This is a genomic window from Corynebacterium heidelbergense (assembly GCF_028609845.1).
Taxonomy (GTDB): Bacteria; Actinomycetota; Actinomycetes; order Mycobacteriales; family Mycobacteriaceae; genus Corynebacterium; species Corynebacterium heidelbergense.
This window is the reverse complement of record NZ_CP063191.1, coordinates 1,679,050-1,704,997: the sequence shown is the minus strand read 5'-3', so window position 1 is coordinate 1,704,997 and position 25,948 is coordinate 1,679,050. Positions and strand designations below refer to the sequence as shown.

The 25,948-nt window shown below is 63.6% G+C and carries 26 protein-coding genes and 1 pseudogene; 14 read left to right on the top strand and 13 right to left on the bottom strand.

The window, feature by feature from the left end; all coding sequences use genetic code 11:
• Positions 1–56: 56 nt before the first annotated feature.
• From CHEID_RS07545 to CHEID_RS07525, 5 genes are all read right to left on the bottom strand, one after another.
• Entirely contained in the window at positions 57–437 is a 381-nt protein-coding gene (locus CHEID_RS07545; protein WP_112770096.1) for a hypothetical protein, read from the bottom strand.
• On the bottom strand, positions 434–1,486 hold the full coding sequence (locus CHEID_RS07540; protein WP_181645955.1) for a serine hydrolase domain-containing protein: 1,053 nt from the start codon (positions 1,484–1,486) through the stop codon (positions 434–436). Before CHEID_RS07540 ends, CHEID_RS07545 begins: the two co-directional genes overlap by 4 nt.
• A gap of 43 nt (positions 1,487–1,529) precedes the next feature.
• The gene (locus tag CHEID_RS07535) at positions 1,530–2,117 is read right to left on the bottom strand and encodes an ArsR/SmtB family transcription factor (RefSeq protein ID WP_112770098.1); all 588 of its coding nucleotides are present in this window, start codon (positions 2,115–2,117) and stop codon (positions 1,530–1,532) included.
• Between the two features lie 257 nt (positions 2,118–2,374).
• Positions 2,375–2,890, bottom strand: coding sequence for a transcription elongation factor GreA (gene greA, locus CHEID_RS07530; RefSeq protein WP_112770099.1), 516 nt, complete (start codon positions 2,888–2,890; stop codon positions 2,375–2,377).
• Between the two features lie 76 nt (positions 2,891–2,966).
• Positions 2,967–3,521, bottom strand: coding sequence for a DUF4307 domain-containing protein (locus tag CHEID_RS07525; protein ID WP_112770100.1), 555 nt, complete (start codon positions 3,519–3,521; stop codon positions 2,967–2,969).
• A 140-nt stretch (positions 3,522–3,661) separates the two neighbouring features.
• On the opposite strand from CHEID_RS07525, the gene mca reads away from it, so the two are divergent.
• The 3 genes from mca to CHEID_RS07510 are packed head-to-tail and all read left to right on the top strand — an operon-like array spanning position 3,662 to position 6,005.
• Complete coding sequence (mca, locus tag CHEID_RS07520; protein ID WP_273661041.1) at positions 3,662–4,663, top strand: mycothiol conjugate amidase Mca; 1,002 nt, start codon at positions 3,662–3,664, stop codon at positions 4,661–4,663.
• Positions 4,660–5,223, top strand: a complete 564-nt coding sequence (locus CHEID_RS07515) for a hypothetical protein (protein ID WP_238599388.1) — start codon at positions 4,660–4,662, stop codon at positions 5,221–5,223. Before mca ends, CHEID_RS07515 begins: the two co-directional genes overlap by 4 nt.
• Before the next feature lie 11 nt (positions 5,224–5,234).
• Positions 5,235–6,005, top strand: a complete 771-nt coding sequence (locus tag CHEID_RS07510) for an isoprenyl transferase (RefSeq protein WP_112770041.1) — start codon at positions 5,235–5,237, stop codon at positions 6,003–6,005.
• A gap of 33 nt (positions 6,006–6,038) precedes the next feature.
• Here the strand turns inward: CHEID_RS07510 and coaA are convergent, their stop codons facing one another.
• A complete protein-coding gene (gene coaA / locus CHEID_RS07505; protein WP_112770036.1) occupies positions 6,039–6,986 on the bottom strand; it encodes a type I pantothenate kinase in 948 nt (315 codons plus the stop codon).
• A gap of 232 nt (positions 6,987–7,218) precedes the next feature.
• On the opposite strand from coaA, the gene glyA reads away from it, so the two are divergent.
• Both glyA and CHEID_RS07495 read left to right on the top strand, forming a co-directional pair.
• The gene (gene glyA, locus CHEID_RS07500) at positions 7,219–8,511 is read left to right on the top strand and encodes a serine hydroxymethyltransferase (protein ID WP_112770037.1); all 1,293 of its coding nucleotides are present in this window, start codon (positions 7,219–7,221) and stop codon (positions 8,509–8,511) included.
• Positions 8,508–9,131 carry an isochorismatase family protein gene (locus CHEID_RS07495; RefSeq protein WP_112770042.1) on the top strand — a complete coding sequence of 208 codons (624 nt, stop codon included), beginning with the start codon at positions 8,508–8,510 and terminating at the stop codon, positions 9,129–9,131. The genes glyA and CHEID_RS07495 overlap by 4 nt, the downstream gene beginning before the upstream one ends.
• A 203-nt stretch (positions 9,132–9,334) precedes the next feature.
• On the opposite strand, the gene CHEID_RS07490 is transcribed toward CHEID_RS07495, so the two are convergent.
• A complete protein-coding gene (locus CHEID_RS07490; protein ID WP_112770038.1) occupies positions 9,335–10,528 on the bottom strand; it encodes an acyl-CoA dehydrogenase family protein in 1,194 nt (397 codons plus the stop codon).
• 791 nt (positions 10,529–11,319) lie between these two features.
• The gene (locus CHEID_RS07485) at positions 11,320–11,670 is read right to left on the bottom strand and encodes a DUF5997 family protein (RefSeq protein ID WP_112770043.1); all 351 of its coding nucleotides are present in this window, start codon (positions 11,668–11,670) and stop codon (positions 11,320–11,322) included.
• A 392-nt stretch (positions 11,671–12,062) separates the two neighbouring features.
• Between CHEID_RS07485 and CHEID_RS07480 the strand changes: the two genes are divergently transcribed.
• The 8 genes and pseudogenes from CHEID_RS07480 to CHEID_RS07445 all read left to right on the top strand — a co-directional run bounded on the left by CHEID_RS07480 (position 12,063) and on the right by CHEID_RS07445 (position 19,245).
• Positions 12,063–12,704 carry a LysR substrate-binding domain-containing protein gene (locus tag CHEID_RS07480; RefSeq protein WP_238599389.1) on the top strand — a complete coding sequence of 214 codons (642 nt, stop codon included), beginning with the start codon at positions 12,063–12,065 and terminating at the stop codon, positions 12,702–12,704.
• A gap of 350 nt (positions 12,705–13,054) precedes the next feature.
• Positions 13,055–13,654: an LGFP repeat-containing protein gene (locus CHEID_RS07475; RefSeq protein ID WP_112770040.1), complete on the top strand. Its 600-nt coding sequence runs from the start codon at positions 13,055–13,057 to the stop codon at positions 13,652–13,654.
• Between the two features lie 442 nt (positions 13,655–14,096).
• Positions 14,097–15,467 (top strand): PhoH family protein, encoded by a 1,371-nt coding sequence (locus CHEID_RS07470; RefSeq protein ID WP_420536402.1) that lies wholly within the window; start codon positions 14,097–14,099, stop codon positions 15,465–15,467.
• A gap of 146 nt (positions 15,468–15,613) precedes the next feature.
• Positions 15,614–16,237, top strand: coding sequence for a GNAT family N-acetyltransferase (locus CHEID_RS07465; protein ID WP_112770297.1), 624 nt, complete (start codon positions 15,614–15,616; stop codon positions 16,235–16,237).
• A 73-nt stretch (positions 16,238–16,310) separates the two neighbouring features.
• Positions 16,311–17,394: pseudogene (locus CHEID_RS07460) on the top strand (pyridoxal-dependent decarboxylase).
• A 489-nt stretch (positions 17,395–17,883) separates the two neighbouring features.
• Complete coding sequence (locus CHEID_RS07455) at positions 17,884–18,162, top strand: hypothetical protein (protein ID WP_112770296.1); 279 nt, start codon at positions 17,884–17,886, stop codon at positions 18,160–18,162.
• A gap of 127 nt (positions 18,163–18,289) precedes the next feature.
• The gene (locus CHEID_RS07450) at positions 18,290–18,436 is read left to right on the top strand and encodes a hypothetical protein (protein ID WP_165841710.1); all 147 of its coding nucleotides are present in this window, start codon (positions 18,290–18,292) and stop codon (positions 18,434–18,436) included.
• 161 nt (positions 18,437–18,597) lie between these two features.
• Entirely contained in the window at positions 18,598–19,245 is a 648-nt protein-coding gene (locus CHEID_RS07445; RefSeq protein WP_112770255.1) for a hypothetical protein, read from the top strand.
• A gap of 392 nt (positions 19,246–19,637) precedes the next feature.
• Here the strand turns inward: CHEID_RS07445 and CHEID_RS07440 are convergent, their stop codons facing one another.
• The 4 genes from CHEID_RS07440 to glpX all read right to left on the bottom strand — a co-directional run bounded on the left by CHEID_RS07440 (position 19,638) and on the right by glpX (position 24,725).
• On the bottom strand, positions 19,638–21,311 hold the full coding sequence (locus CHEID_RS07440) for an MDR family MFS transporter (RefSeq protein WP_112770254.1): 1,674 nt from the start codon (positions 21,309–21,311) through the stop codon (positions 19,638–19,640).
• A complete protein-coding gene (locus CHEID_RS07435) occupies positions 21,308–22,093 on the bottom strand; it encodes a TetR/AcrR family transcriptional regulator (RefSeq protein WP_238599425.1) in 786 nt (261 codons plus the stop codon). Before CHEID_RS07435 ends, CHEID_RS07440 begins: the two co-directional genes overlap by 4 nt.
• A gap of 140 nt (positions 22,094–22,233) precedes the next feature.
• Entirely contained in the window at positions 22,234–23,634 is a 1,401-nt protein-coding gene (locus CHEID_RS07430; RefSeq protein WP_112770253.1) for a class II fumarate hydratase, read from the bottom strand.
• Positions 23,635–23,678: 44 nt separating this feature from the next.
• On the bottom strand, positions 23,679–24,725 hold the full coding sequence (gene glpX / locus CHEID_RS07425; protein WP_273661040.1) for a class II fructose-bisphosphatase: 1,047 nt from the start codon (positions 24,723–24,725) through the stop codon (positions 23,679–23,681).
• A 273-nt stretch (positions 24,726–24,998) separates the two neighbouring features.
• Here glpX and CHEID_RS07420 point away from each other — a divergent pair, with 273 nt between their 5' ends.
• Complete coding sequence (locus CHEID_RS07420) at positions 24,999–25,571, top strand: DUF4245 domain-containing protein (protein ID WP_112768788.1); 573 nt, start codon at positions 24,999–25,001, stop codon at positions 25,569–25,571.
• A gap of 65 nt (positions 25,572–25,636) precedes the next feature.
• On the opposite strand, the gene CHEID_RS07415 is transcribed toward CHEID_RS07420, so the two are convergent.
• Positions 25,637–25,924 carry an exodeoxyribonuclease VII small subunit gene (locus tag CHEID_RS07415; RefSeq protein ID WP_112768787.1) on the bottom strand — a complete coding sequence of 96 codons (288 nt, stop codon included), beginning with the start codon at positions 25,922–25,924 and terminating at the stop codon, positions 25,637–25,639.
• Positions 25,925–25,948 lie beyond the last annotated feature (24 nt).

The following is a 25,948-nucleotide window of genomic DNA, read 5'->3' as shown; positions in this document are numbered from 1 at the left end:
ATAACCGCTGCCCGCCCACGGCAATCATCGCGTCCGGGCAGCACCCCGGACCGGAGCTAAGTGTGGCTCCGGTCCATTGCTGTGTAGCTCACAACACCCACATTGACCGCCAGCCCTACAGCGATGATCCACCATAGCCAGATCGGAGCAAGGGTATTCCACCCCACGGCGACGTGCCGACCGGCCAGAAACGCCAGCGCCGCGTTGACCAGCACCCAACCGAATAACCCCAATGTCGCAGCGATGCTTACGGCTGCCACGGACGTGTCACCCTGCGGTGCCTGCCCCATCTTCTGGCGCCTCCCAGTGAGCCCGCCCGTCTGATCGCGCCGCGATATGGCGTTCCTCCGCAGCCGCGCGATTCCCCGGGCTGCAAGAGCCAACTCGGACATTAACGCTATGCCGATCAAAGCCCAGGTAAGTGCGACGATACTCATTTGAAGGTCCTTCCCAGAATGGCGGCGGCGATGTCTTCCACCCGCTCCGAGGTGTTGGCGCTCACGTAACTCGCCTCTTGGCGGCGGGGATCGATAATCAGCATGGAGGAGTAACCGGAGGTTCCGCCGTTGTGCCACCAGTAGTCCCCTCCGTCCACCCACCCCAGCAGCGGTTTATCGTTATCTCCACCGGCCTCAGAGACCTGCGCAGCCCTGCCGAGCTCTAGCGAGTGTCTGGCAAAGATAGCCATATCCGCCGCCGTGGATCTCAATCCGCCCGCCGGGGCAATCCCGCCAAGTGCCCATGGCTGTGCTTGCAAGCCCCCCGTGGTCATTCCCCGCGGAGCCCCCTGGCGCAGTGGTTCCGTGGCCACGTACGTCTCTCGCATGTGCAGTGGGTTCAAGATGTCGCGGTGAACGAGCTCCTCCCACGTCATCCCAGCCTTTTCCGCCAGCAGTTGGCCCAGCAGGGCGTAACCCAAGTTGGAATAGTGCTCCTCGCCTCGCCCCGTCAGCGGGGCTCTTGCAACCTCCCGGAAGATCTCATCCCGTCCCAGCTGCCCGTAGGGGTTGTCATACGTGACTGCGGACGTCAGCAGCCGCAGAGTGTCGCCCTGCGGAATGCGGGGTAGGCCCGACCTATGCCTCGCGAGTTCTTCCAGCGTCACTGAGTCCATTTGCGCGTTGAGCGGATGGATCTCCCCCACTCGCGTGGATAACCGGACCGTTCCTTCCGCAATCTGGTTCCGGAGAAGTTCTGCGGTAAACATCTTGGTCAGGGAGCCAATTTCCACCTCGGTGTGGGCGTCGGCTCCGACCCCCGCAAACGTCGTTCGGTTGCCCCGAATTCCAAAAGCTGCAAGCTCGTTGTGTCCCTTCTGGGCGTGTTCTCGCAGCATCGTCGCCAGTCTCGGATCTCCGGTGTTTTGGGACGCCAACGCCACCGGACGCGGCCCGAACCAGAGGCAGGCGGCGAGTACGGCGAGCGCGAGGAGCAAAGCGGTCGCGAGTGGAATTAATCGACGGGTCTTGAACTGGGATATGGTCATGGTTTTCCTTCCGGCTGGTCTATTAGGCGTCGTCGTTGGAGTGCTAGTGATTCTCGGCGGCTGCCATGATGACGAGCAGGGGGACAATCCGGGCTGCTCGGAGCGCATAGACGCCTTCGCCCTTCTTGTTCACCCATCCGGCCGCCGCCAATGCGTTGAGGTGGTGATAGGCGGTGCCTGTGGAGCTGACAACGCCCTCCTCTATCAACTGCGCAATGGTGGCCTCAGCAGCAGCTAGTCTGCGGAGAATGCACCCCCGAACAGGGTTCGCTATGGCCTGCAACCGTTCGATTTTGGTATCCCAGGATGAGTCGGTGAGGGCGTGGCTGGGCCGGTGCCACTGATAAATGACGCGTCCACCGGGGGAACCTGCCCGTACCGAACCAGCGAAGATGACGCTGCCCTCCGGGGCCTCGGCTTCGGATACATGGTCCGGGAGCTGGTCGACAAGCCAAGTAATCTCGCCCGGCTGGGTGGCGGGGTGATCGGAGTTTCCGCGTTGGCTGGACTGGGAAGCTGTGCTTGGCCGTGGTAGTGGTGGCTGGGAAGTTTGCTCGCCGCCGACTTCGTGGGCAACGAGGCTTTCCAGACGTGTTATGCGTTCTTCGGCTGCGCGGAGCCTGTCTTTCATCTCCGCGAATTCGATGGACGTACCGTCCGTCGCTGGTGCAGACCCTTTGCTACGGCTATCGCGGTGTGGTGAGTGCCGGTGTTCCATAAATCTAGAATACTAAAAATATAGAATCAGAGCACCATGGCAACTTCACCCCGCGGATCCACCCGGCGCCAATTCGTACCCCGGCATGCCAAAAGGGGCCCTAGCGGGAGAAGGCTGTGGAACGCCGGGCGTTCCGGGTCTCCGCTAGAGCCCCTTGCTAGGACGCGGTCTTAGTCGCGTGGCCGGTCCAGGTCCGGGTTGTACGGCTCCGCTTTAACGATCGTCACCTTCACCGTGGCCCCGTTGGGTGTCTGGTACTCACGGGTCTCACCCTCCTTGGCGCCGACAATCGCGGCCCCCAGGGGAGCGTCGGTGGAGTACGTCTCCAGATCGGGGTTGGAGGACTCGGTGCCACGCGTTCCGATGAGGAAGGTTTCCTTGTCGTCTTCGTCACCGTCGTAGTACACGTGGATCACGGAACCGACGAGCGCAACGCCGCTTTCCTGCGGGGCCTCGCCGATGGTCGCGTTGTCCAGCAGCTCCTCCAGGTAGGCGATACGAGCTTCTTCCTGGCCCTGCTGCTCACGGGCGGCGTGGTACCCGCCGTTTTCTTTGAGGTCCCCCTCCTCGCGGCGCTCGTTGATCTCTGCGGCCAGGACGGGACGGTTCTCCTTCAGTCCAACCAACTCAGCGTTAAGCCGATCGTAGGATTCCTGAGTGAGCCAATTAGTGTGGTTATCAGGCATAAGTGTTTTTTCGACCCTCCTCGGTCCGGGGAGCTAACCCGGCAAGTCTAGCACCTGGGGGGGAGGCCGACGGGCGCTAGGCCCTGGGCGTCAAGAAATCGGGAACCTTATCCGAACACCCGTAGACCGCACCTGCATAACCACGCGAGGTAGTCTGCACATCCACCATCATGCGGGCGGTCTTCGGGCCGCCGGCAGGGACAACAAAACCACGGCGACCGACCTCATTCTTGTCGTAGTCCAGCGCCTTGACGATGCAGTATGACGCGGCATTCGGATCGTCACGGGTCACGTCCACTCGCATCTGCAGTCGGTCGTCGGAGACGATCCGCCCCCCCGATTGCACCGCCTGCACCGGGGCCGCCGACGAATGCATCACCTGCCGCACGATATAAATCCCGGCAGTCAGCATGAGCAAGACCAGAACGATCACCACTACCCGTCCGGTGAACTTATTCCGCCGAGTTGCCCCGTAACGGTCCACGAGCCGACTCTGCGGAGAACGATCCACCGGTTGCGTCCCAGGCGCCTCGGCGGCGGTCCCGGAGAGATCACCGCGACGCTGGTCGGCGGAACCGCCGGGGGAGTCGGGGGAGCTAGCGGGCCGATCGGCGCGGGGATGTTCACTCATGATGAGACCCATCCTAGCGCGCCCGGGGTGGTTGGATTCCCCAGGTGAGCCCCGAGTAAGTTAGGTGGGAATTGCAGCAATGAGCGACCCCACGCCCCCATCCTCGGCGCGGACGGGGCACTCAACGGAAGGGAAGTTCTGTGGCAGACAGCAAGGCCCACCCACCCACGCCCGGGCCCTTCCGGGTACTGGCGATCCACGCCCACCCCGACGACGAATCCAGCAAGGGCGCGGCCACAATGGCTCGTTATGTGGATGAAGGCCACCGGGTGCGCGTCCTGACCTGCACCGGCGGCGAGCGTGGGGACATCCTTAACCCCTTGATGGATAAGCCCGGCGTGGTGGAGAACATGGTGGCGATCCGGCGCCGGGAGATGGCTCACGCTGCGGAAATCCTCGGGATTGAACACACCTGGCTGGGCTATCACGATTCCGGCCTGCCTCAAGGGGATCCCCCGCCTGCGCTGCCTGAGGGTTGCTTCGCACTGGCCGACGAAGATGAAGTAGTGGAGAAAGTGGTGCGCGAGATCCGCGACTACCAACCCCACGTCATCATCACCTACGACGAAAACGGGGGATACCCCCACCCGGACCACATCATGGTCCATAAAGTATCCATCCGCGCGTGGGCCCAAGCCGCAGACCCGCAGTACGCCCCAGAGCTTGGCGAGCCGTGGGCGGCGGCGAAGCTGTACTACAGTCACGGCTTCGTGCGGCCGAAATTCCAGGCCCTCGCCGACCAGATGGAGCGGCGGGACCCGCAGGTGGAGGACCCTCAGACGAAGAAGGCCCTGGAGCTGCTGGAGTTCTTCCGGCGGATGCCCGATGTCTACCCCCGAGTGACTACCCGGGTGCCGGTGGCGCAGTGGCTGCCCCGGCGTTACGCGGCGTTGCGAGCGCATGCCACGCAGATCGACCCCGATGGGCCCTTCTTTGCGGTAGATGTGGACACAGAAGCGGAAGTGTGGCCCACCGAGGAATACGAGCTGGCCCAGTCGCGGGTGCCGGTCTCGGCCCCGGATGAGGGGCTGGAGAGCGAGCTCTTCTACGGTATTCCCGATTCCTGGGATGGGATAGCGCAGGCCCGTTGTGGAGTCGAAGCGTCCCCCCGCCCGCACACCTACCCCGAGGAGCAGAAGTGAACATCGTCCCCTCCGCCTACAATGCCGCCGTCAACGTGCTGGCAGCCGAAGGCGGGCCCACGCCAGACACGGGACTGCGCGGCCCGGAGTTCGGCAAGGCCGCGCCGGTGGGCCTGCTGGTCATTTTGGCGCTCCTGGTGGTGGTGCTGTTCATCGGGTTTGCGATGAACAAGCGCATCCGGCGGTTGGAGCGGCGCCGCGCGTTCGCCGACATGCACGGGATCGATCTGTTCGATACGCAGCGGCTGGAGGCGGCGATGCGCGCGGAGGGCTTCAGCGATGTTGCACCGCGCGGATCGATGTTTGCCCGTACCGAGGTGCCCGTCACCGATGATCGGTTCCTGCCCTCTTCCGGTATCAAAACCGGTGCGGACGCCATCGATGCCGAGCGCGCCCAAGAGGCTCAGCGGCGCGTGGAGGGTTTGTCGGCGACGGGCGGGAAGGAATCAGCGGGGCGCACGGGCTCGGTGGGGGACCCGGGCGCGGCGCCCGGCCACAAGCCATTGGGGGAACAGGAAGCTCCCAGCGAGGGATCCGGCAACCCCAGGACCGATAACTAGGATCGGTGAGCGTGAAAAACGTCCCGGGGTGGCTGTACCCGCTCTACGAAGCCAGGCTGGCTCGCTCCCTGCCGCCTGAGCAGCGCCCGCGGCATATCGCCATCATGGCCGATGGCAACCGCCGTTGGGCACGAGAGAACGGCTTCGCGGACGTATCCCACGGGCACCGGGTGGGTGCCCGCAAGATTGCGGAGATGTGCAACTGGTGCGACGAGCTGGGGATTGACACCGTCACGGTCTACCTACTGTCCACCGAAAACTTGGAACGCAGCCCGGACGAACTCGCGCTGCTGTGCGACATCATCGGAGATGTGGCCGATGAACTTGCCGCGGCGAAGGCCGGGTTTCGGGTGCGCACTGTGGGGCACCTGGAGCTACTGCCTGAGGGGCTGCAACAGCGGCTGCGGGATAACGAACAGCGCACCTCTGGGCATTCCGGAGTTCAGGTGAACGTGGCCGTGGGGTACGGCGGGCGGCAGGAGATCGTGGATGCCGTGCGGGCCATGGTGCGCCAACTCATTGCGGAGGGCACTCCCGCCAATGGCATTGCTGATGCGATCACCGCAGACAAACTCGGCAATCACCTCTACACCAAGGGCCAACCGGACCCGGATCTGGTCATCCGTACGTCCGGGGAACAGCGGTTGTCGGGCTTCCTGCTGTGGCAGTCGGCATACTCGGAGATCTGGTTCACGGATACGTATTGGCCGGCGTTCCGGCGGGTTGACTTCCTCCGAGCGCTGCGGGATTTCTCGAAGCGCCACCGCCGCTTCGGGCGCTAAACCCCCGGCCGATGCGTGCCCGATCTCCGAGCGTTAGATCTTGCGCATCCTGATGCTCTGCACCGCGTGGTCAGCACCCTTGCGCAGCACCAGCGAGGCACGAACTCGCGTGGGCAAGATGTTTTCTTCCAGGTTGGGCAGGTTCACCGTCTGCCAAATTTCGCGGGCCACGGACGTGGCTTCCGCGTCGGTGAGGCGGGCGAAGTGGTGGAAGTGTGCCTCGGGGTCCTGAAAGGCAGTGTTCTTCAGTTTGAGGAAGCGGTTGATGTACCAATCCTCGATGTTGTCTTTGTGTGCGTCGACGTAAACGGAGAAGTCGAAAAGGTCGGAGACCATCAGCGTGGGCCCCGTTTGGAGCACATTCAGGCCCTCCACAATGAGGATGTCCGGTCGGTCCACGGTGACCACTTCCCCGGGGATGCGGTCGTAGGCCTCGTGGGAATACACCGGGGCGGTCACCTTGGGGGTCCCGGATTTGACGCGGGTGACGAACCGCAACAACGCAGCCTGGTCGTAGGACTCCGGGAACCCCTTGCGGTGGAGAAGGCGACGGGCGGAAAGTTCTGCAGTGGGAAGAAGGAAGCCGTCCGTTGTGACCAGATCCACCCGAGGGCTGGATTCCCAGCGCTGGAGCAGCACTTGGAGGACACGGGCGGTGGTGGACTTGCCCACGGCCACGGAACCGCACACCCCAATGATGTAGGGGATCTGGGGGATCGGTTCACCTAGGAAGGTTTCCGTGACACGGTTGAGCTGGCGGTGGGCCTCCACGCGGAGATTGATGAGGCGGGAGAGGGGGAGGTACACCTCGCTGACCTCGTCCAGATCGATTTCGTCGCCGATACCGCGGAGTTGCTCTAGCTCGTTGTCGTTGAGCACCTGGGGCATGGATTTGCGCAGGCTCCGCCACTGCGAGCGGTGCAGCTCAACATAGGGGCTGACTTCGGCGCGGTCGGCCTTGCGCGGACTCATGCGAACCATTGTGCCCGGTCGGTTGGCCAGACCTGAAATTTTGCTGGTAAATCCGTGGGCCACATGGTGCCGGTATAATGGCTAGGCGTTGCGATGCCGCCGGTGGAAGCGCCGATACCGGCGGGTTCCGTGAAGCCCCACACTGTGTGCCACCCCGGCAACGTGTCGCCCCGGGTGGCGGGAGCGCATCTCCTCAGCCGCCCATCGCCGAACTCCGGAAAGAAAGGCCCTCAACCGCCGTATGTCTACTGTCTCTCAGCACAACACCCCCCTTGCCGAGCTCGACCCGGAGGTGGCGGAGGCCATCGCCGGGGAGCTGGGCCGCCAGCGGGATACCTTGGAGATGATCGCGTCGGAGAATTTCGTTCCCCGCGCGGTGCTGCAAGCCCAGGGTTCCGTGCTGACTAACAAGTACGCCGAGGGTTACCCCGGTCGCCGCTACTACGGCGGTTGTGAGCACGTGGATGTCGTGGAAGATCTGGCCCGGTCTCGCGCGAAGGAAGTCTTCGGCGCGGAGTTCGCCAACGTGCAGCCCCACGCGGGTGCTCAGGCTAACGCTGCGGTGCTCATGGCTCTCGCCAATCCGGGGGACAAGATCATGGGCCTTTCCCTGGCGCACGGTGGTCACCTGACCCACGGCATGCACCTCAACTTCTCCGGCAAGCTCTATGAGGTCGCCGCCTACGAGGTGGACCCGCAGACGATGCGCCTCAACATGGACGTCATCCGCGAGCAGGCCAAGCGGGAAAAGCCCACCGTGCTCATCGCTGGCTGGTCGGCATATCCCCGGCACCAGGACTTTGCGGCTTTCGCCGACATCGCTCGCGAGGTCGGTGCCAAGCTGTGGGTGGACATGGCCCACTTCGCCGGTCTCGTAGCTGCTGGGGTGCACCCCAGCCCGGTTCCGCATGCGGACGTGGTTTCCACGACCGTCCACAAGACCCTGGGCGGCCCTCGCTCCGGCATGATCCTGGCCAAGCAGGAGTGGGCCAAGAAGCTGAACTCAGCGGTCTTCCCGGGCCAGCAGGGCGGGCCGCTCATGCACGCGGTGGCGGCGAAGGCCGTGGCGATGAAGATCGCCCAAACCCCGGAGTTCCGGGACCGCCAGGAGCGCACCTTGGAGGGGGCGAAGATCTTGGCGGAGCGGCTGACCAACTCCGATGCTAAGGACGCAGGCGTGGAGGTTCTCACCGGCGGCACCGATGTTCACCTGGTCCTGGCGGATCTGCGGAACTCGGAGATGAACGGTCAGGAGGCCGAGGACCTGCTGCACGAGGTGGGCATCACCGTCAACCGCAATGCGGTGCCCTTCGATCCGCGCCCGCCGATGGTTACCTCCGGCCTGCGCATTGGCACGTCCGCCCTGGCCTCCCGGGGCCTGGATGCCGCTGCCTTCACGGAGGTTGCGGACGTCATCGCCACAGCGCTGGCCGGTGGAAAGAACGCCGACGTTGATGGTCTGCGGGCCCGGGTGGCCAAGGTGGCGAAGGACTTCCCGCTCTACGAGGGCCTGGACGAGTGGAAGCTGGCATGACCAGCGGCCGCGCAGGTGCCCGACCTGGGCAGGCTTCGACGCGCGCCGTGGTGGTTGTGGACGTCCAAAATGATTTCGTCTCTGGTTCCCTGGCCACCGCAACGGGGGCGGATGCGGCACGTCGCATTACGCCATTTATTCGGGACGCCAGGAACGGCGGCGAGACCGTCATCGGAACCCAGGACTGGCACATCGACCCGGCCGGGCACTTTGCCCCCGAGGGGCAGGATCCGGACTACCGGGAGACGTGGCCGGTGCACTGCTTGGCCGGGGCTACGGGAGCAGAGCCACACCCGGAGTTGGACGCGGGCGCGATCCAGGAGTGGTTCCGCAAGGGCGAGTACACGGCAGCCTATTCCGGCTTTGAGGGGCATGCGGCCGAGGACGCAGAGGTGCGTTTAGAAGCGTGGCTCCGGCGCCGCGGGATCCAACAACTGGCAGTGGTGGGTATCGCGACGGACTACTGCGTGAAAGCGACGGCTCTGGATGCGGCGCGGGCGGGATTCGATGTGACCGTGCTGGAGGATCTGTGTGCCCCGGTGAGCGAGGAGGGCGGGGCTCAGGCGCTTGCGGAGATGGCCGAGGCGGGAATCCGCATCGAAACCTCCGACCGGTGGTAGAGCCCTAGGGGGGACCGGGCGGTCAATCGGAGTGCAAGCCAAGCCGGTTCCGCCGCCACCACACCACATCCGGGCCCCAGCTTGATCCGACCGGCGCAGACGCGAAAACCCGACTCGCCACCTTTGCGAGCCGGGTTAGGTCTGTGACTTCCCACCATCTCCGGGAGGGAGAGGGCGGCAAGCCCAAGCCGAGCTGAGTGCCGTTACGCGGTCAGCGGCTTCTTCGCGCGATCGCCCTTGGCGAGCTTGCGGGAGATGATCTCCAGCATGATCTCGTTCGGGCCGCCGTAGATCGGCTGGACGCGCGTATCCAGGTAGTGCGTAGCGATCGGGTACTCCAGCATGAAGCCGTAGCCACCGTGGAGCTGCAGGGCGCGGTTGACCACTTCCACCTGGAGCTCGGTGGTCTGGTACTTGGCCATGGCACCGGTGACCTCGTCGAGAGTCCCGTTGACCTTCGCCATGATGGCGGCGTCCACGAAGGACTGGGAGGCCTGAATGTCGATGGCGAGTTTAGCCAGCTCCCAGCGGTAGGCCTGGTGATCCACAAGGCGGTTGCCGAAGGTCTCGCGCTCCTGGGAGTGCTTGTAGACCAGGTCGAAGGCGCGGCGGGAGGTAGCGATGGAGCCCACAGCGATGCACAGGCGCTCCTGGGCGAGGTTGGTGCGCACGTACTCGAAGGCTGCGCCTTCCTGGCCAAGCAGGTTCTCCGGCGGGATCCGCACGTCCTGGAAGGACAGCTCTGCAGTGTCCTGGGACTTCAGTCCGACCTTCTTCAGCGGGCCGTTCTTGGTGTAGCCCTCCATGCCGTCTTCCACGATCACCATGGACACGCCAGCCCGGCCCTTGGAGGGGTCGGTGACGGTAATGACAAGGGTGAAGTCCGCCTGCACACCGTTGGAGATGAATGTCTTCGCACCATTGAGCAGGTAGCTGCCGTCCTCCTGCTTGCGGGCGAAGGTGCGGATCCCCGCGAGGTCCGCGCCAGCACCGGGCTCGGTGAGCGCCAGTGCCGCGATCTTGTCGCCCTGACACAGAGGCTTGAGGAACCGCTCCTTCTGCTCGTCGTTGGCGAAGCGGTCCAGGTAGGGGATGACCAGGTCGTTAATCGTCTGGATGCTCACGATCACGGAGCCGGAATCGGCCGCTGCCAGTTCTTCGGTGAGAACGGCATTGAAGCGGTAGTCCGGCATCCCGCCGCCGCCGTACTGCTCCGGAGCCATGATGCCGAGGAGGCCCATTTCGCCGGCCTTTTTGAACATCTCGCGGTCTACGTAGCCCTGCTCATGCCAGCGGTCCACGTTGGGGCGGATCTCCGCCTCGACGAAGTCCCGGACCGTCTCGCGGAACATGTTGTGCTCGTCGTCGAAGATATTGCGAGGCAAGTAGTTCTTCATTAGTTCCTCTCGGCTCCCTCTACAGGGGGATCGAAAAAGTTGGTGGAGCTGCTGCCAGCATGGATTCCGTGTGGGGGCGGGCCAGAATGCGGGCAGCGAACTGCCAGGTACTCGTAGCTCATACTACCGGCCCGGGTGTGATTTAAAAAACGCTCTCCAGGCTCGGAATGCAGGCATCTACTTGCGCGTTTACAAATTTGGAAACAAAAATGTGGCGTTAATATTGACTTGTTAGGTGAGGTATGGCTAACCTTGCTCATGTGTTCCGGGCTAGCCACCTGGGGCGCACTGCAGTTGTGGAATGGCCGCAACGGTGCATTCAGTTGAGTTGCATCTCGCCGTTTCTCCGCCGGTTACACGGTCGCTCTTCTCCCGTGTACGCCCCTCGAGCCGCCCGCGCATCTCCTCACCTGGGCGGGGCGAGGTCGTTACCTCCGGCGAGGTGGAGACATGCGATGGAACTTTGCGGCGGCGAATGTCGTCGCACTGGTTGCACCGCGATTGCGGTGAAACCTGGTTGGATGCCGTACTCCTTCGCCACCGGTAGACCTGAGCCCTCCAAGGCATCCGGTCGTCGGGAAGAGGGGAGCGCCCCGGTGGACTCGTCACCCACGTCGAGGGTTGGGCATCCCCGTGATCACGGGCTCGTCACCTGGGGATCACACGGCTTGCAGTCACTGCACTGACAAGCTGCAGCGGGCTGGATGGAGTGCTCTCTATCCAGCCCGCTACCTTTGTCCACAGGCTTGATTGTCCGGCGGCATCGGCTATTCGGTGGGGTCCGACGCCTCTCAGGTCGCCTCGTCGTCCTCCCCGGTGGAAGGGGCTCCGTCGCGCTCTGCTGCCAAGCTCTGCCGAGCCTCACTCAACCACTCCGGTTGGTTGGCAAGAAGCTCCTTGATCTCTTCCGTAGTGAACGGTTTGTCCATCCCGTTCTTCTTCAACGCGGTGATGGTAATGCCGAGCTTGCGCGCGACCTCCGGCCGCGGATGGGGGCCGTGACGGCGCAACTCCTGTAGCCATTCCGGAGGATCCTGCTGGAGCTGAACGAACTGCTCATGGGCCAAACCGGCTGATTGAAAGTCTTCAGGCGTGGCCGGCAAGTACACGCCGAGCTTCTTTGCCGCAGTGATCGGCTTCATCAGCGGGCCACCAGAGCCGGCCGGGCGGCGAGAAGTGCTGGAAGAGCCGATTCTGGCGGGGTCTTCCTCCTCTCCGGGCGTGGAGGATTCGCCCGAGACCTCCCGCTGCGAGGGCTGAGCGCCCTCGTTGGGGTTCGTCGTCTTTTCCTCGGCGTGATGGGGCTGGCCCAGGGGCCCAGTGGTGGAACCCTGGGGCGTATTAGCGTTTTCGTTCGCAGACATGCCGCTAGTCTAGCCAGGCGCGGCGGGCTGGCCGCGAGCATCGAGCCACCAAGTGCACGGCTCAGGGAGGAAGCTGAGGGGAGCCGGGCGGATGCCGCGCCGTACCTCGGGGTGCTGCGGGTGGCAGCTCGGAAGAAGCCCAACTGCCGGCCACAGTTAGGATGAACCGCGTGTCCACCCCTGCCGCAGCCCAGCCCCCAGCCAAGACCCCCCGAGGGAGGCGGGGCCGTCCCCGGTCCTATCTCAAAGTCGTATTCAGCCCGGGAGTCGCACCGGACAAATGGTTCACCCGCTTCGACCAGCGCACCCCCGGCTGGGCGATCGCATCCGCCAGGCTCGACCATCCCCTGTCCGCCGTGGAAGCTGGTAGCGCCGACGTAGCTATCGCTCGGCTTCCGGTTGCGGGCGTCTCCAAGGAAGAACACCACATGGTCCGGCTGTACGAGGAAGCCATCGGGGTGGCCGCAAGTACCGACCACCCCATTGCTGTCATGCGGGAGGTAACGCTCGAGGATGTCGAGCAAGAGGTGGTGCTGTACCGCACGCCGGTCGAAGGGGAAGTCGAGCCTGCAGCGGTGCGTTCTGCGCTGGCGATTGTGTCCACCGGGGCGGGAATCGCGATCGCGCCGCGGCCCCTGCTGCGCGGGCTCAACTATCGCGGGGTGGCCCATTGCGATGTAGGCGGGGACACCCAGGCGGCCGGCATTCCCGGCACCCAGGTTGCACTGGTGTGGCGCACAGACAGGGATGATGAAGTGATTCAGCAGTTCGTTGGCATTTGCCGGGGGCGTAGGGAGGGAAGTTCTCGCTGACGAGTTGCTAGGTGCCAGAAGGCGCCTGGGGGAGGGTGGGAGAGGCGCGGTTACCCGCTGCTCAACGTCCCGTCCGGGGCGGACGGTTTAAGAGGGGGGCATTGGCCGATTCTGTGCATCGTCAGGCGGCGGACAGGCCGGACAGTTGCATCTCGTAGGCAGGAGTTGTCCCCAGGACTGCCGTGTTCTGGTAGAAACGAGGGAAGGCCTGGGATGGTCGAGCGCAACTCCACGGTCGCCCGATCTTTTGCGTTGCGAAGGAAGCGGGTCGGCCCACCGTACACGGTTGGTTTGCGTTCCCGCCGACATAAGGCCAGACGTTCAAAAACGGTGAAAGGACCGAGAACCATATGACTATTCGTAATTCCTACCTCCACACCACCCGCCGCGCAGCTGTTGCTGTAGCAGCAGGTGCGGCCCTTACCCTTGGCGTGGCAGCCTGTTCTGAGACGGAGGACGCCGCCAACGATGCCACCTCTGCGGCGGGATCTGTAGCAGATGATGCCACCTCAGCCGCTGGCTCAGCGGCTGACGAGATGAACTCTTCCGAGTCCGGCATGCCGGACGGTGCAGAAATGGTGGAGGCTAAGACTGCCGACGGGCAGTCCGTGCAGCTCCCCAAGGACATCGACGCCGCATGGGAGAACGCCGGTCGGGAGTCCGGTGAATTCGGTGCCCTGAAGAGCGTCGATGAGAAGGATGGTAAAACCCTTGCCAGCTTCGATAAGGGCTGGATGACTTACTCTAAGGAGACCGGCGCTGTGCCCCTGATCGGGAAGATCGGTGAGACCTGGGCCGACGAAGGGGCCCTAGACAGCGAACTGGGTCTACCCACCGCGCCCGAGGAAGGCAATGCCATGAGCGGCTGGACCCAGATGTTCCAGAACGGCAAGATCACCTGGGCCGATGACGGCAACGGTGAGTACTCCGCCAATGTTGAGAAGATGTAGCACCGGCTACAGCTCGACATCGCTTGCCCCTTCCCCGTCGTCCAGTCGCCAAAGTGCGCGTCAGGTCCACGCGGAGGGGGTTCGCCGTTTCTGAGGGGAGAGGAAGTAGGGAGGGGGGGGAGAGAAGGTGTGGCGCTGCTTAGGTGTGGCGGGGGCAAGGCGGTAAGGGCTGCACGGTGGCAGCACGGGCGAAGGGTTGGTGAACCGGACCTGCAGCAGTGCGGGTGTGGCAATCGGGAAAGGTGGGGTGGCTATTCACGGAACGTTCATCTGACACCCATGTAATTTTTGACCCGGCGGCTTAGCTTGGGGGTACGCGCCGCGGCATGAAGGACTTGGCACGACGACGGCGTGGACAGGCCAAGGTCGGCCAGTTGCGCGGCTGACCTGCGAGCCTAGCAGAGGATACTTCTAACGCTCGAAGGAGCAGGCAGCCCGCATGATGCTCACCACCAGTACCCATCAACCCGACAACACGGCCCCGGATTACACGGACGGCGCAAGCGGGACCCGAACCTACATCATTGATACGTCCGTTCTCCTGTCGGACCCGTGGGCCCTGACGAAGTTCGCCGAGCACTCCATCATCCTTCCCGTCGTGGTGGTCAGCGAGTTGGAAGCCAAGCGCCATCACCCAGAGCTCGGGTGGTTTGCCCGCCAGGCTCTGCGCCTGCTGGAGGACGTTCGGCACACCCACGGGCGGCTGGATCAGCCGTGCCTCGTCAATGCCCAGGGCGGCACCGTCCAGGTAGAGCTGAATCACGTCAACCCCGCAGTTCTTCCTGCTGGGTTGCGCTCGACCGAGAATGACCACCGCATCCTGGCCTGTGCTCTCAACCTGCAAATGGAGGGGCATGCGGTCACCCTGGTGACGAAGGACGTCCCCTTGCGTGTGAAAGCCGGGGCGGTGGGCTTGCCCGCCGATGAGTACCACGCCCAAGACGTGGTGTTCACCGGGTACAGCGGCATGGCCCGGGCTGAGGTGCCCTCTGAAGTGATCGACGAGATCTACGAGGAGGGCGAGGCCGACCTCACCGGCGTGGTCAGCGTGGACGGTCAGGAAATCGACGAGCTGCCCGTGCACTGTGGCCTGCAGCTCACCGCCGGCAGTCAATCCGTTCTTGCACGCGTCACCGCCGACGGGATGGTTCAGCAGATCCCTACGGACCTGGAGGCATTCGGCATTCGGGGACGCAGCGCCCAACAGCGCGTGGCCTTAGACCTTCTGCTCGACAACGAGGTGGGGATTGTCTCGCTCGGCGGCAGCGCGGGTACCGGCAAATCTGCCCTCGCCCTATGCGCTGGATTGGAGGCCGTCCTGGAACGGCGTCAGCATAAGCGGATCGTTGTGTTCCGCCCTCTGTATGCGGTGGGTGGGCAGAACCTGGGGTACCTGCCGGGCAGCGAGACGGAGAAGATGAACCCCTGGGCGCAGGCGGTTTACGACACCTTGGAGGGGGTGGTCAGCGACAACGTTCTGGAGGAAGTGGATTCCCGAAACATCCTAGAGGTGCTCCCGCTAACCCATATCCGTGGTCGCAGCTTGAACGATAGCTTCGTCATCGTGGACGAGGCCCAGTCCCTCGAGCGCAACGTGCTGCTTACCGTCCTGTCGCGACTCGGCCGTAACTCCCGCGTTGTCCTCACCCATGACGTGGCCCAACGCGACAACTTGCGGGTCGGCCGCCACGACGGGATTCAAGCGGTCATCGAAAAACTGAAGGGCAACCCGCTGTTTGCCCACGTGACTCTCAAGCGATCTGAGCGTTCCGCCATCGCCGAATTGGTCACCAACCTGTTGGAGAACGGATAGCCATCCCCGGGGGAGGGCCGCCCGTCGGGTGGCTCCGTCATTGCCCACCACCGTCCGGTGTTTCCAACTCGTTGAGGTTCGCCCGTGAACTGCCGAAGGTGGTGGCAGGGTAGCGGCCACTCCGGCGGATAGGGCACAATTCCTTCATGGCTTCTGCACACGAAGGCACCCCGAGCGGCGACGGCGGCGCAGATCGGAAGGTCACCCACGCTGCCCCCATTGACCGCATTGGCAATGTGGCCATCCGGGCCATGGACGAGACGGATTACCCGCAGGTCCGGGAGATCCTGCAGCAAGGCATGGATACCGGGGAGGCCACCTTCGAAGGGACCGCACCCGATTGGCCGGAGTTCATCGCCAACCGGATCCCCAGCCTCACCTTCGTCGCGGAAGACGATAACGCCAAGATTCTCGGGTGGGTCTCCGCCTCCCCCTCCAGCCATCGCCACGTCTTTCACGGCGTGGTCGAAGATTCCATCTACGTGGCCAAGGACGCGCTGGGTAAGGGCATCGCCGGGCGTCTGCTCGACGCGCTTATGGACGCCGCCACCGCACAGGGTTACTGGGCCCTGCATTCCTCCATCTTCCCGGAGAACACGGGATCCGTGAAGCTGCACAAGTCCCGCGGTTTCGAGGAAGTTGGCGTGTTGCACCGCATGGCGCAGATGGAGTACGGGTCAAAGAAGGGAATGTGGCGCGACCTGCTCAAAATGGAGCATATTCTGGGTGGCGGGCCCGCCCACCCCTCCCGGGAGCAAGAGGCCCCCTGAAACACCCACAGGAGATCCGCCATTACTGACGTAGCCGGGAAAACCTAGAACAACCGCTCCCAGACCCCAGGGCATTCCCCATTCCAACAATGACGACGCGCAGGATCAAATTGACGTCAATCCCTTGGCGGCTCGGCACGGTTCGCGCCTTCCGCTCGACAAGTTTGAAATTCCCAGCGGTGAAACGGATCCGCAAACGGCCTACCAGCTCGTGCACGACGTGGCCATGCTCGATGGAAACGCGCGGCTAAATCTAGCGACGTTCGTCAGCACGTGGATGGGCGATCGCGCCCGTCGGCTCTACCTAGAGACTGACGGCGAGAACATGATCGACAAAAACGAGTACCCCCAAACCGCCGAGATCGGAACGCGCCGCTACAAGTTGCAATCACTTCGAAGTGGAACCCCGCTACGTGCCGATCTCAATGGAGCACCAAGTCCTTGACGGTCACGACCTCGATGCCTACGTCGACGAGAACACGATCGGTGTGGTCGCGATCATGGGGGTGACAGACACCGGCATGTATGAGCCGGTGGTGCAGATTGCCGATGTTTCGGACGCCATCGAAACCGAGCGCGGCTGGGACATCCCCATCCGCGTCGACGGTGCCTCCGGCGCGATGGTCGCCTCCGTCCTCCAAGCCGGGTTGGAGTGGGACTTCCGGGGTGGACCGAGTGGCCTCTATCTCCCCGTTTGGGCACAAGTACGGTCTGGTCTATCCCGGCCTGGCAGCCAGGTGCTTCTGCAGTACTACTTGTTCGTGCGTTTGGGGTTTGAGGGTTACCGCAAGGTGTAGTCGTACTCGCAGGACGTGGCCCGCTACCTGGCCGCGGAGATCGGCCGGATGCCGCAGTTCAAGTTGTCGAACGACGGCGGGGACATCCCCGTTTTCGCGTGGTATCTCACGGAGGAGCCACGGCACTAAAACCTGAACGACCTCTCGGAGCGCCTGAGGATCAAGGGCTGGCTCGTGCCCGCTTATCCCATGCCAGACGAATAGGGCGGGCTGACGGTACAGCGCATCGTTGTGCGTAACCGGTTTAACCGCGACTTGGCATCCAAACCGCTCCGTGATTTCGAGACGGAGGTCGACTATCTGGAGAGCCTGGACGCTCCATCCCCGGGCCCAGCCCAACCAGGGGCTTTCACCCACTAGCGCCGTCAGACGCTAGCGCCTTGCTCCCCCGAGGACTAGTCAAGCCCTCGCCACCTCGTCTGCCCCCCGGCCCGCTGCGCAGCCTCATCCATCCCGCCGAACCATGTTCAAACATTCCCCAGAGGGCCCCTCAAAAGGCCCCTTGGCAAAGGGGCTCTTGACCCGGTTTGGCAACTCACTGGCACCCCTGCACAGCCTACTTCAAAGGATTGCAATCCGATTGCACTTAAATATATAAGTTTGCGAATCGATTGAAATGTTATGTTTCCCCAGTTTGGGGCCTATTTCTGCACAGGTCTGCAGTTCCCATTGTGGCACAATTGAGAGGAGTATCACACCTTGGAGTGATCTGTGTTGGATCAGACAAAACCTCCCCCTGCATCCCCCGGGTGTATGTAATAACATCACCGAACCATGGGAACGATGCGGAAACTCATTCCGTTACAGGTTCCTCGAACATTGCAGAAAATCCATCTCTCAAGGAGTCACATGTCTACCCGTACTGTTTCCTTCCGTCGTTTCGCTGCTGCTGGCATGCTGGCCACCGCCATTGCCGCTCCGGTCACCGTTGCTACGGCTTCTGCAGCTGAGACCGCTCCGACCTCCCCGGTCTCCGGCGTCGAGCAGCCGACCACCGACGAGAAGCCGCAGGGTTCCGCTGAGGCCCTGTCCTCCGAGATCACCGCTGACAATGTCACCGGTTCCGTCGAGTCCCTATCCGGCCTGGCTTCCGCCATCCTGGGTCTCGTCACCGCGCTGGTCGGCTAGTCTCCCGACCCCTTTCAGCCCACGGCCGCGCGCCACGGCGTGCGCGGCACTCTTTTTTGGTGGCAAGGTTTTCCCTCCCGGCTTCACCGCGTACACAACACAAAACACGAACAAGGAGTTCCCGCACATGGGTGCAGATACCGATCCCAACGCCAAGTACCCCCTGGATCCGCCGCATGACCCGATCCCGGTCTTCCACTGGTTCCAGGAGGTCGGCCCCTCCCTCATCGAGGCCATCAAGGCCATGCTCGGCTTCGCTGCCGGCATCGTCTAGCAAGCCGTCGTTCACCGACCGTACGACGCATCAAAGCCCCCGGGTCCTCCCGTCCTCCCCCCATGGCCCCCGGTGGCTTCCCCCCCCCAGAAGAACACATCCGCATTGATCACCGCCGCCCACCACTCGCGGCGGTTCACTTCCGAAAAGGATTCGAAAACGTGAAGCGTACAGCAACTCGCGCAGCAGGCATTGCCCTTGCTCTAGCCGCCGTAGTTGGCGGTGCAGGAACTGCGGCAGCACAGTCCTCCGGTTCCTCCGTCCCGTCCTCCTCCACCTTTGGCGATGGTCGCCCCTGGTGGGACCCCACCCAGGTCATCGAGTCCCCGGTCGACCCGGGCCACTCTGAAGGCGAGATCCCCTCCGTCTCCTTCACGGACGATACTGACGGTGATCATTCCATCCCCGCTCGTGTTCCGGGGCATCTCAACGAAGGTGGCGAACGCTATGCCCGGGTGCAATCTACCGCAACTGGTTTTGCTCCCGGGAAGTTCTACACCGTACGCATCACTCTGCGAGAAGCTGGCTCCGGTAAGGATTGGGGGGTCTACACTTGGCAGACCTACAAGGCTACCGATGATGGAAAGCTCAACATCAACCTTCGAGTTTCTATCCCTACCCGGGCTAGTGAAGGAGAAAAAGTTGTAGCTGCTCCTGCGGTGTACTCGGCCGACGATGTGGGCCGCGACGGTCGCCCCAACAAAGTCGACGAATCCTGCGTTCTGCAGTGCAAGACGGTTCCCCCGCTGGCTGCATGGACTGACTACAACAACGCCGACTCCATCATCACCATCGGCCCGGCCGCCTAAGCCCGCGCCACCCAGCCTTCTGCGGTAGCCCCACAGATCCCTTTTCTCTCCCAATATTCTCCCGAAAGGACACTGTTTCTCATGCCTACTGGTCAGACCCCCTTCCCCGGTTACTTCGACACCGACGCTCTGCACTTCGCCGTTGAGATCGTGAAGACGATCCTCGGTACGATCGGCAAGATCTTCGGCGCCCTGTAAATCGCCGTTTTCCCCTCCTAAGACCGGGTCCGGTCTTTTCTCTCCTCTCGCATGAACGGTAGCTGCCGTCCTTCTTTTGAGGACGGCAGCTACCCCAGCGCCGCCGGGACAAAAGAGCACCCCAGGGACCCGGCCTTTTGGCGTGTCCTGGGGGGAGTGGGGTGGGGGAGCAGCCGACAACTTAGGGGGAGGGGTTACTCCACCCGTTCCTTAAGGCTCTCGTGTCGAACCAGGCTCAGGATCATGGCAGCCAGTATGAGCGCCGGGGCGATGGCCCCGATGACTGGAACTAGCGCGTCGTTGTAGCTGGTGACCACGGCATGGTTGAGGGCATCCGGCAGTTTGTCCACTGTGCTCGGGGTGAGGCTGCCCAAGCTGCCGTGCCGGAAGCCCTCCGCGAACGGCTTCGCCATCGGGCCCATGCTGGCCAGGGCTTCCGGCAATCGCTGGGCTAGCAAGTCGGTCAACCGGTGGGTGAAGATGGAGCCCACGATCGCCGCGCCCAGCGCTCCGCCGATCTGGCGGAAGAAGTTGTTGGACGCGGTGGCCGTGCCCACCATGGAGATGGGGAAGCTGTTCTGCACGATAAGTACCAGGAGCTGCATGATCATGCCCAGCCCCAGTCCATACATGGCGAGGACGAGGCCGAGGTGGAGAAGGCTGGCGTCCGCAGTCATGTGACCGATGAGCACCAGCGCGCCGGCCACAATGACGGAGCCGATGACCGGGAACCACTTGTAGTTGCCCGTCCGGGTTACGTACCGACCAACAACGACAGACGTGAGAATCATCCCGCCCATCATCGGGATCATCATCAGACCAGCGGCGGTGGGGGACATGCCGTGCGTCATCTGGATGTAGGTGGGCAGGTATCCAAGCGTGCCGAACATGGCGATGCCCACGATGAGCCCTGCCGTAGTGGTGAGAACGAAGTTGCGTACCGTGAACAGCTGCATGGGGATGATCGGGTTGGACGCCGCGCGCTCGACGAAGACGAAGGCAATGGTGGCGACGATCGCCACCGCGATGAGGCTGATGATCGTGGGGGAGTTCCAGGCGTGCTGCCGTCCACCCCAGGTCGCGGTGAGAATGATCGCGGAGGTGCCGATGGCCATGATGATGGTGCCGAGGATATCGGGACGGCCGCCGGAGCGCCGCTTCGGCAGGTGCAGGGCAAAGGCCGTGGATAGCAGGGCCAGCAGTCCCAGCGGCAGGTTGAACCACAGTGCCCAACGCCAACCGGGCCCGTCCGTGAAGAAGCCGCCGAGGAGGGGGCCCATGACGGAGGCCAGGCCGAAGACGGCACCCATCACGCCCATGTAGCGGCCGCGCTCGCGGGAGGGGACAACATCCGCCATGATCGCCTGGGACAGCACCATGAGCCCGCCGCCACCGAGGCCCTGAATGCCACGGGCCACGATCATCGTGGTCATGCTCTGTGCGGTGGCGCCGACGACGGAGCCGACCAGGAACACGCTAATGGCGAAGAGGTACAGCGGCTTCCGGCCCACCTGGTCGCCGATCTTGCCGTAGATGGGCATGGAGATGGTCATGGCGAGCAGGAAGATCGTGATGACCCAGCTCATTTGGTCCACCCCTCCCAGTTCACCGACGAGGGTGGGCAGCGCGGTGGCGAAGATCATCTGCCCCAACGCCGAGAGCAGCATGCCCAGCATGAGGCAGCCAACGATGAGGGGAACGTTGTTGTGCGGGTTGGCCTCGGCGCCGCGTTTGGTGGCGCGACTGTTGGTCTTTCCGCTAGCGGCGGCACGGGGGGAGGCCTTGTTGGACGCAGGCGCAGCGGCTGCGCTGGCCGGGGTGGGTGCAGCGCTGGCCGGGGTGGCTGCGGAGGAAGGGGCTTGGGTCATGGGGTGTGGTGTCCTTTCCTTGGGGGAGTGCTGGAGCTCGCGCAACCGCGGTACACCTGCGCAAGGGCGGCGGTCGTGGCATGGATCCGGTTGAGGGTGACGGGACGACCCTCCTGGGTGGCGAGGATGGAGGAAGTCCACAACGCCGAGGTGATCGCCGAGACGATGCAGAGCGCCTGATCGTCGAGGGACAAAGGCTCCGCCCCGGGGTCCGCAGGAGTGACGCGGTGGTTGGGGTAGGCCTTGAGGTTGCTGGCCACTGCGTCCCGCAGCCGGGAGCGGAGCTGTTCGTAGGTGCCGAGTTTCGCGGCGGCGAGCGTCGGGTTGTGCAGCATGATCTTTGCCCGTCGCTGCGCTACAGCCTTGCTCAACTCCGGGTTTAGCGCGCATATTTCCTCAGTGGCGCTATGCTTTGCGCGGAGGGAGCCGGTGAAGTTCAACAGCTCCGCGAAGAAGGCGTCCCGCTGCGCACCGCCCGCAGCGTCTGGCTGCGGGTTGAGCTTGGCCACGTACTCGAAGGCAGGTTCGTCGAGTGGTGGAGGAAGCGAGCCGGTGGCGACGTGGTCTTTGGAGGAGAAGTAGTTGAAGAAGGTTCTGCGGCTCACCCCGGCGTCGGCGCAGATTTCGTCCAGGGTGACCTGATCGAAGGAGTGCTCGAGGAATAGGCGGGTAGCCGTGTCCTCGATGCACAGCCGGGTCGCCTGGCGCTTGCGCTCCCGCAAGCCCATGGATGGCGGATCGGCGTCGCCCGGGGTGGTGGGTGATTCAGAAATGTCGCTCACGGTAGGCAAATTTACCACGTGTGCATAATTGCACGCAATGCAAAGATGTGGGTGGCGGGGGTGGGTTGGCGTCCGCAATAAGAAGACATAAAAAACCGCCCACCGCGCGGTGGACGGAAAAGATGAACAGGACGGGCCCGTTACTTATCGCGGTCGGTGTTGGCCATCGCCAGCACGTCCAGGCGCTTGTCCAGCTCCTCCTCGCTGAGCTTGTCCGGGACGAAGCCCATGTCCAGCACGGTCTGGCGGATGGTCTTGCCCTCCTTCAGTGCCGTCTTCGCGACCTTCGCCGCAGATTCGTAGCCGATGGCGGAGTTCAGCGGGGTCACGATGGAGGGGGAGGATTCCGCAAGGGTTCGCATCCGCTCCGTGTTCGGCTCGATGCCGTCGACGAGGCGGGCGGCGAAGACCCGCGCCGTGTTGGCCAGCAGGCGCGCGGATTCCAGGACGTTGCGGGCCATGACGGGGATGAAGACGTTGAGCTCGAAGGCCCCCTGGGCCCCGCCAAATGCGACGGCAGCGTCGTTGCCCACCACCTGAGCGGCAACCTGGGTTGCAGTCTCGCACAGCACGGGGTTGACCTTGCCCGGCATGATAGAGGAACCCGGCTGCAGGTCAGGCAGGTGAATCTCGCCGAGGCCGGTCAGCGGGCCGGAACCCATCCAGCGGATATCGTTGGCGATCTTGTTCAGCGATACGGCGATGGTGCGCATCGCGCCGGAGAACTCCACCAGGCCGTCGCGGTTGGCCTGCGCTTCGAAGTGGTTCACGCATTCCCGCAGCTCGCTCACGCCGGTGAGGTTTTTGAGCTCCTCGGTGACCTTTGCCCCGAAGTCGGCGGGGGTGTTCAGGCCGGTACCCACGGCGGTGCCGCCGATCGGCAGCTCACCAAGACGGGGCAAGGTGGCCTCCACGCGCTCAATCCCCGCCTCGATCTGGCGAGCGTAACCCGAAAACTCCTGGCCCAGGGTGACGGGCACCGCGTCCATGAGGTGGGTGCGGCCGGACTTGACCACCCGCTCCCATTCTTTGGCCTTGTTCAGCAGGGAGGTGTGCAATTCCCTCAGCCCCGGAATGAGGTCCTTTACGGCGGCCTCCGTGGCGGCGACGTGGGTCGCGGTGGGGAAGGTGTCGTTGGAGGACTGGCCCATGTTCACGTCATCGTTCGGGTGCACTTCCACGCCTTTGTTCCTGGCCAGGGAGGCAATGACCTCGTTGGTGTTCATGTTAGAGGAGGTGCCAGACCCGGTCTGGAACACGTCAATGGGGAACTCAGCATCGTGCTTGTTCTCGGCGATTTCCTTGGCAGCGGCGATGATCGCGTTGCCCTTGTCCTCGTTGAGCAGTCCGCGCTCCATGTTCACGGTGGCGCACGCGGCCTTAAGCAGGCCCATGGCGCGGATCTGAGTTGCCTCCAGACCGCGGCCGGAGATGGGGAAGTTCTCTACGGCGCGCTGGGTCTGCGCACGCCAGAGCGCGTTGGCGGGCACCTTCACTTCGCCCATCGTGTCGTGTTCGATGCGGTATTCCTGGTCGGTCATGGGGTTGCCTTTCGCGTTGGGGAGGGTTTTTTCGGCCAGGCCGGTCAGCTGCGGGTGTAGTCCAGCACCGAGTACTGCTGCAGCTTGCTCAGCTGGTGTTGGGATTCAACGAACCGGATAGTGCCGGAGCGGGAGCGCATGACAAGGGAGCGGGTGGTCGCGGATTCCCGGCGGTAGGAGACGCCGCGCACCATGTCGCCGTTCGTCACACCGGTAGCGACGAAGTAGCAATGCTCGGAGTTGATGAGGTCACTCGTAGTGAGCACCTTATTCAGATCGTGTCCGGCGTCGAGTGCCTTCTGTCGCTCTTCGTCGTCCTTTGGCCACAACTTTCCCTGGATCTCCCCGCCCATGCACTTCATGGCCGCGGCGGTGATGACGCCCTCCGGGGTGCCTCCGATGCCCATCATGATGTCCACGGAGTTGGTGGAATTTGGTTGCGCTGCAGCCACGGCACCGGCCACGTCGCCATCGCCGATGAGGCGCACCTTAGCACCGGCCTCGCGGATGTCCCGGATCAAGTCGTTGTGGCGCGGGCGGTCGAGGACGACGACGGTGATGTCCCCGGGCACAACGCCCTTTGCCTTGGCTACGGCATGGATGTTGTGGCGGACGGGGGCCTCGATGTCCACCACGCCCACGGCCTCCGGCCCAACGGCGATCTTGGACATGTAGAACACCGCAGAGGGGTCGTACATGGAGCCGCGTTCTGCGGCGGCGATTACAGCGATGGCGTTGGGGCGGCCCTCGGCCATGAGGGTGGTGCCGTCCACCGGGTCCACGGCGATGTCCACGGCAGGGCCGTTGCCCGTGCCGACTTTTTCACCGTTGTAGAGCATGGGGGCTTCGTCCTTTTCACCCTCCCCGATGACGACCACACCATCCATGTCTACGGAGTTGATCATTTGTCGCATGGCGTCCACAGCGGCGCCATCTCCGGCTTCCTTCTGTCCACGTCCAACCCACTTGCCGGAGGCCAGCGCGGCAGCCTCTGTGACGCGCACCAGCTCCATAGCGAGGTTACGGTCCGGGGTCTGGGGGTTGGGGCCTGGGGTGGGGGAGACTCCGGAGGTCGATTCGTCGACGGTCATTTGTTCTACCAACTCTTTTCATTTGGGACGCCGGGTCCGAGCGCGGGGTTTCGAACACCCCCTCGATGGGGCGGGAGGAGCGGCACAAAACCGCAGCTCGTGAGTGTGTAGCCCTTGCTCAGCCGCCGACGTTGTGGGTCGTTTCGCGAGCTAAAAAGCTTCTACTACTGATTGTTCCATCTTCTTAGCCGCTGCGGTACCTTCTTAACGCTGGGAATACGAAAGCGTGAATCAGAAGGGGGGAGAAGGCGCGGCGGTGGGGGGTTTGAGATAATGGCTCCCGTGCGTATTCAAAAGCCCCGCGCCTTCCAGGGCACGAAGGACATTGCCCTTTCCCTTGGGGTCCTGCTGGTCGTGATGTTCCTCAGCATCGGATTCACCGGTTTGTGCTCTTTTCACCCTGGGGGTGCGGACCGTTCTGGCACCGCGCAGCGGGTGGACGTTGATACCCTGCTGCAGATGGATGCTGCGGGGCTACAGTTCCCGATCCGAAACCCGCAAATGCCCGACAATTGGGTGCCGAACAGCGCGCGCCGGGTACAGGTGGGGCAGAGCGTGTCGAGCCTGGTGGGGTGGGTGATCGACGGCAAGTCCTACATGTCCCTGACGCAGACCGATGCCCCCTTCGACAAGGCCACCGAGCCGGACAACTCCCACCGGGAGCCGGCTGGCATACGAAAGGTCGGCGGGGTGCAATGGCACGTATTCACGGGCCACGATGTGCGACCAATCTGGGTCGCGGACGTCAAGGATGTCCGGCTCATTCTGGAGGGCATGGCGCCGGACAGGGATTTCGAAACGGCAGCAACGAAGGTCATGGAAGCCCAGCCGATCAAGCGCGGCTAGGGCTCACATCCGCGGGCGGGGGGAGCAGAACCAAGGGGGGGAGGAGTAGCACCAATCGGCGGGCCTCAAGATTGGGAGGCGGCCCGCCGCTCCTCGGTCCCCGAGTTCTCCGTTCCCCCACTTCGCTCCTCTCGCTTCTCCAGGGCAGAGCGGATGCGGGAGGCAGCGCCATCCAGGTAGGTCTCGCAGTAGGCGGCCAGCTTTTCCCCGCGCTCCCAGTAGTTGAGCGACTCGTCCAAGCTCATCTGCCCGAGTTCCAGGATCTTGACTACTTCGACGAGTTCGTCGCGCGCCTGCTCGTAGGTCATCTCTTCCACCGGGCGGAATTTCTGCTGTGTTTGCTCTAGGCTCATCGGTTAGCTCCTTCTTCGGGTATC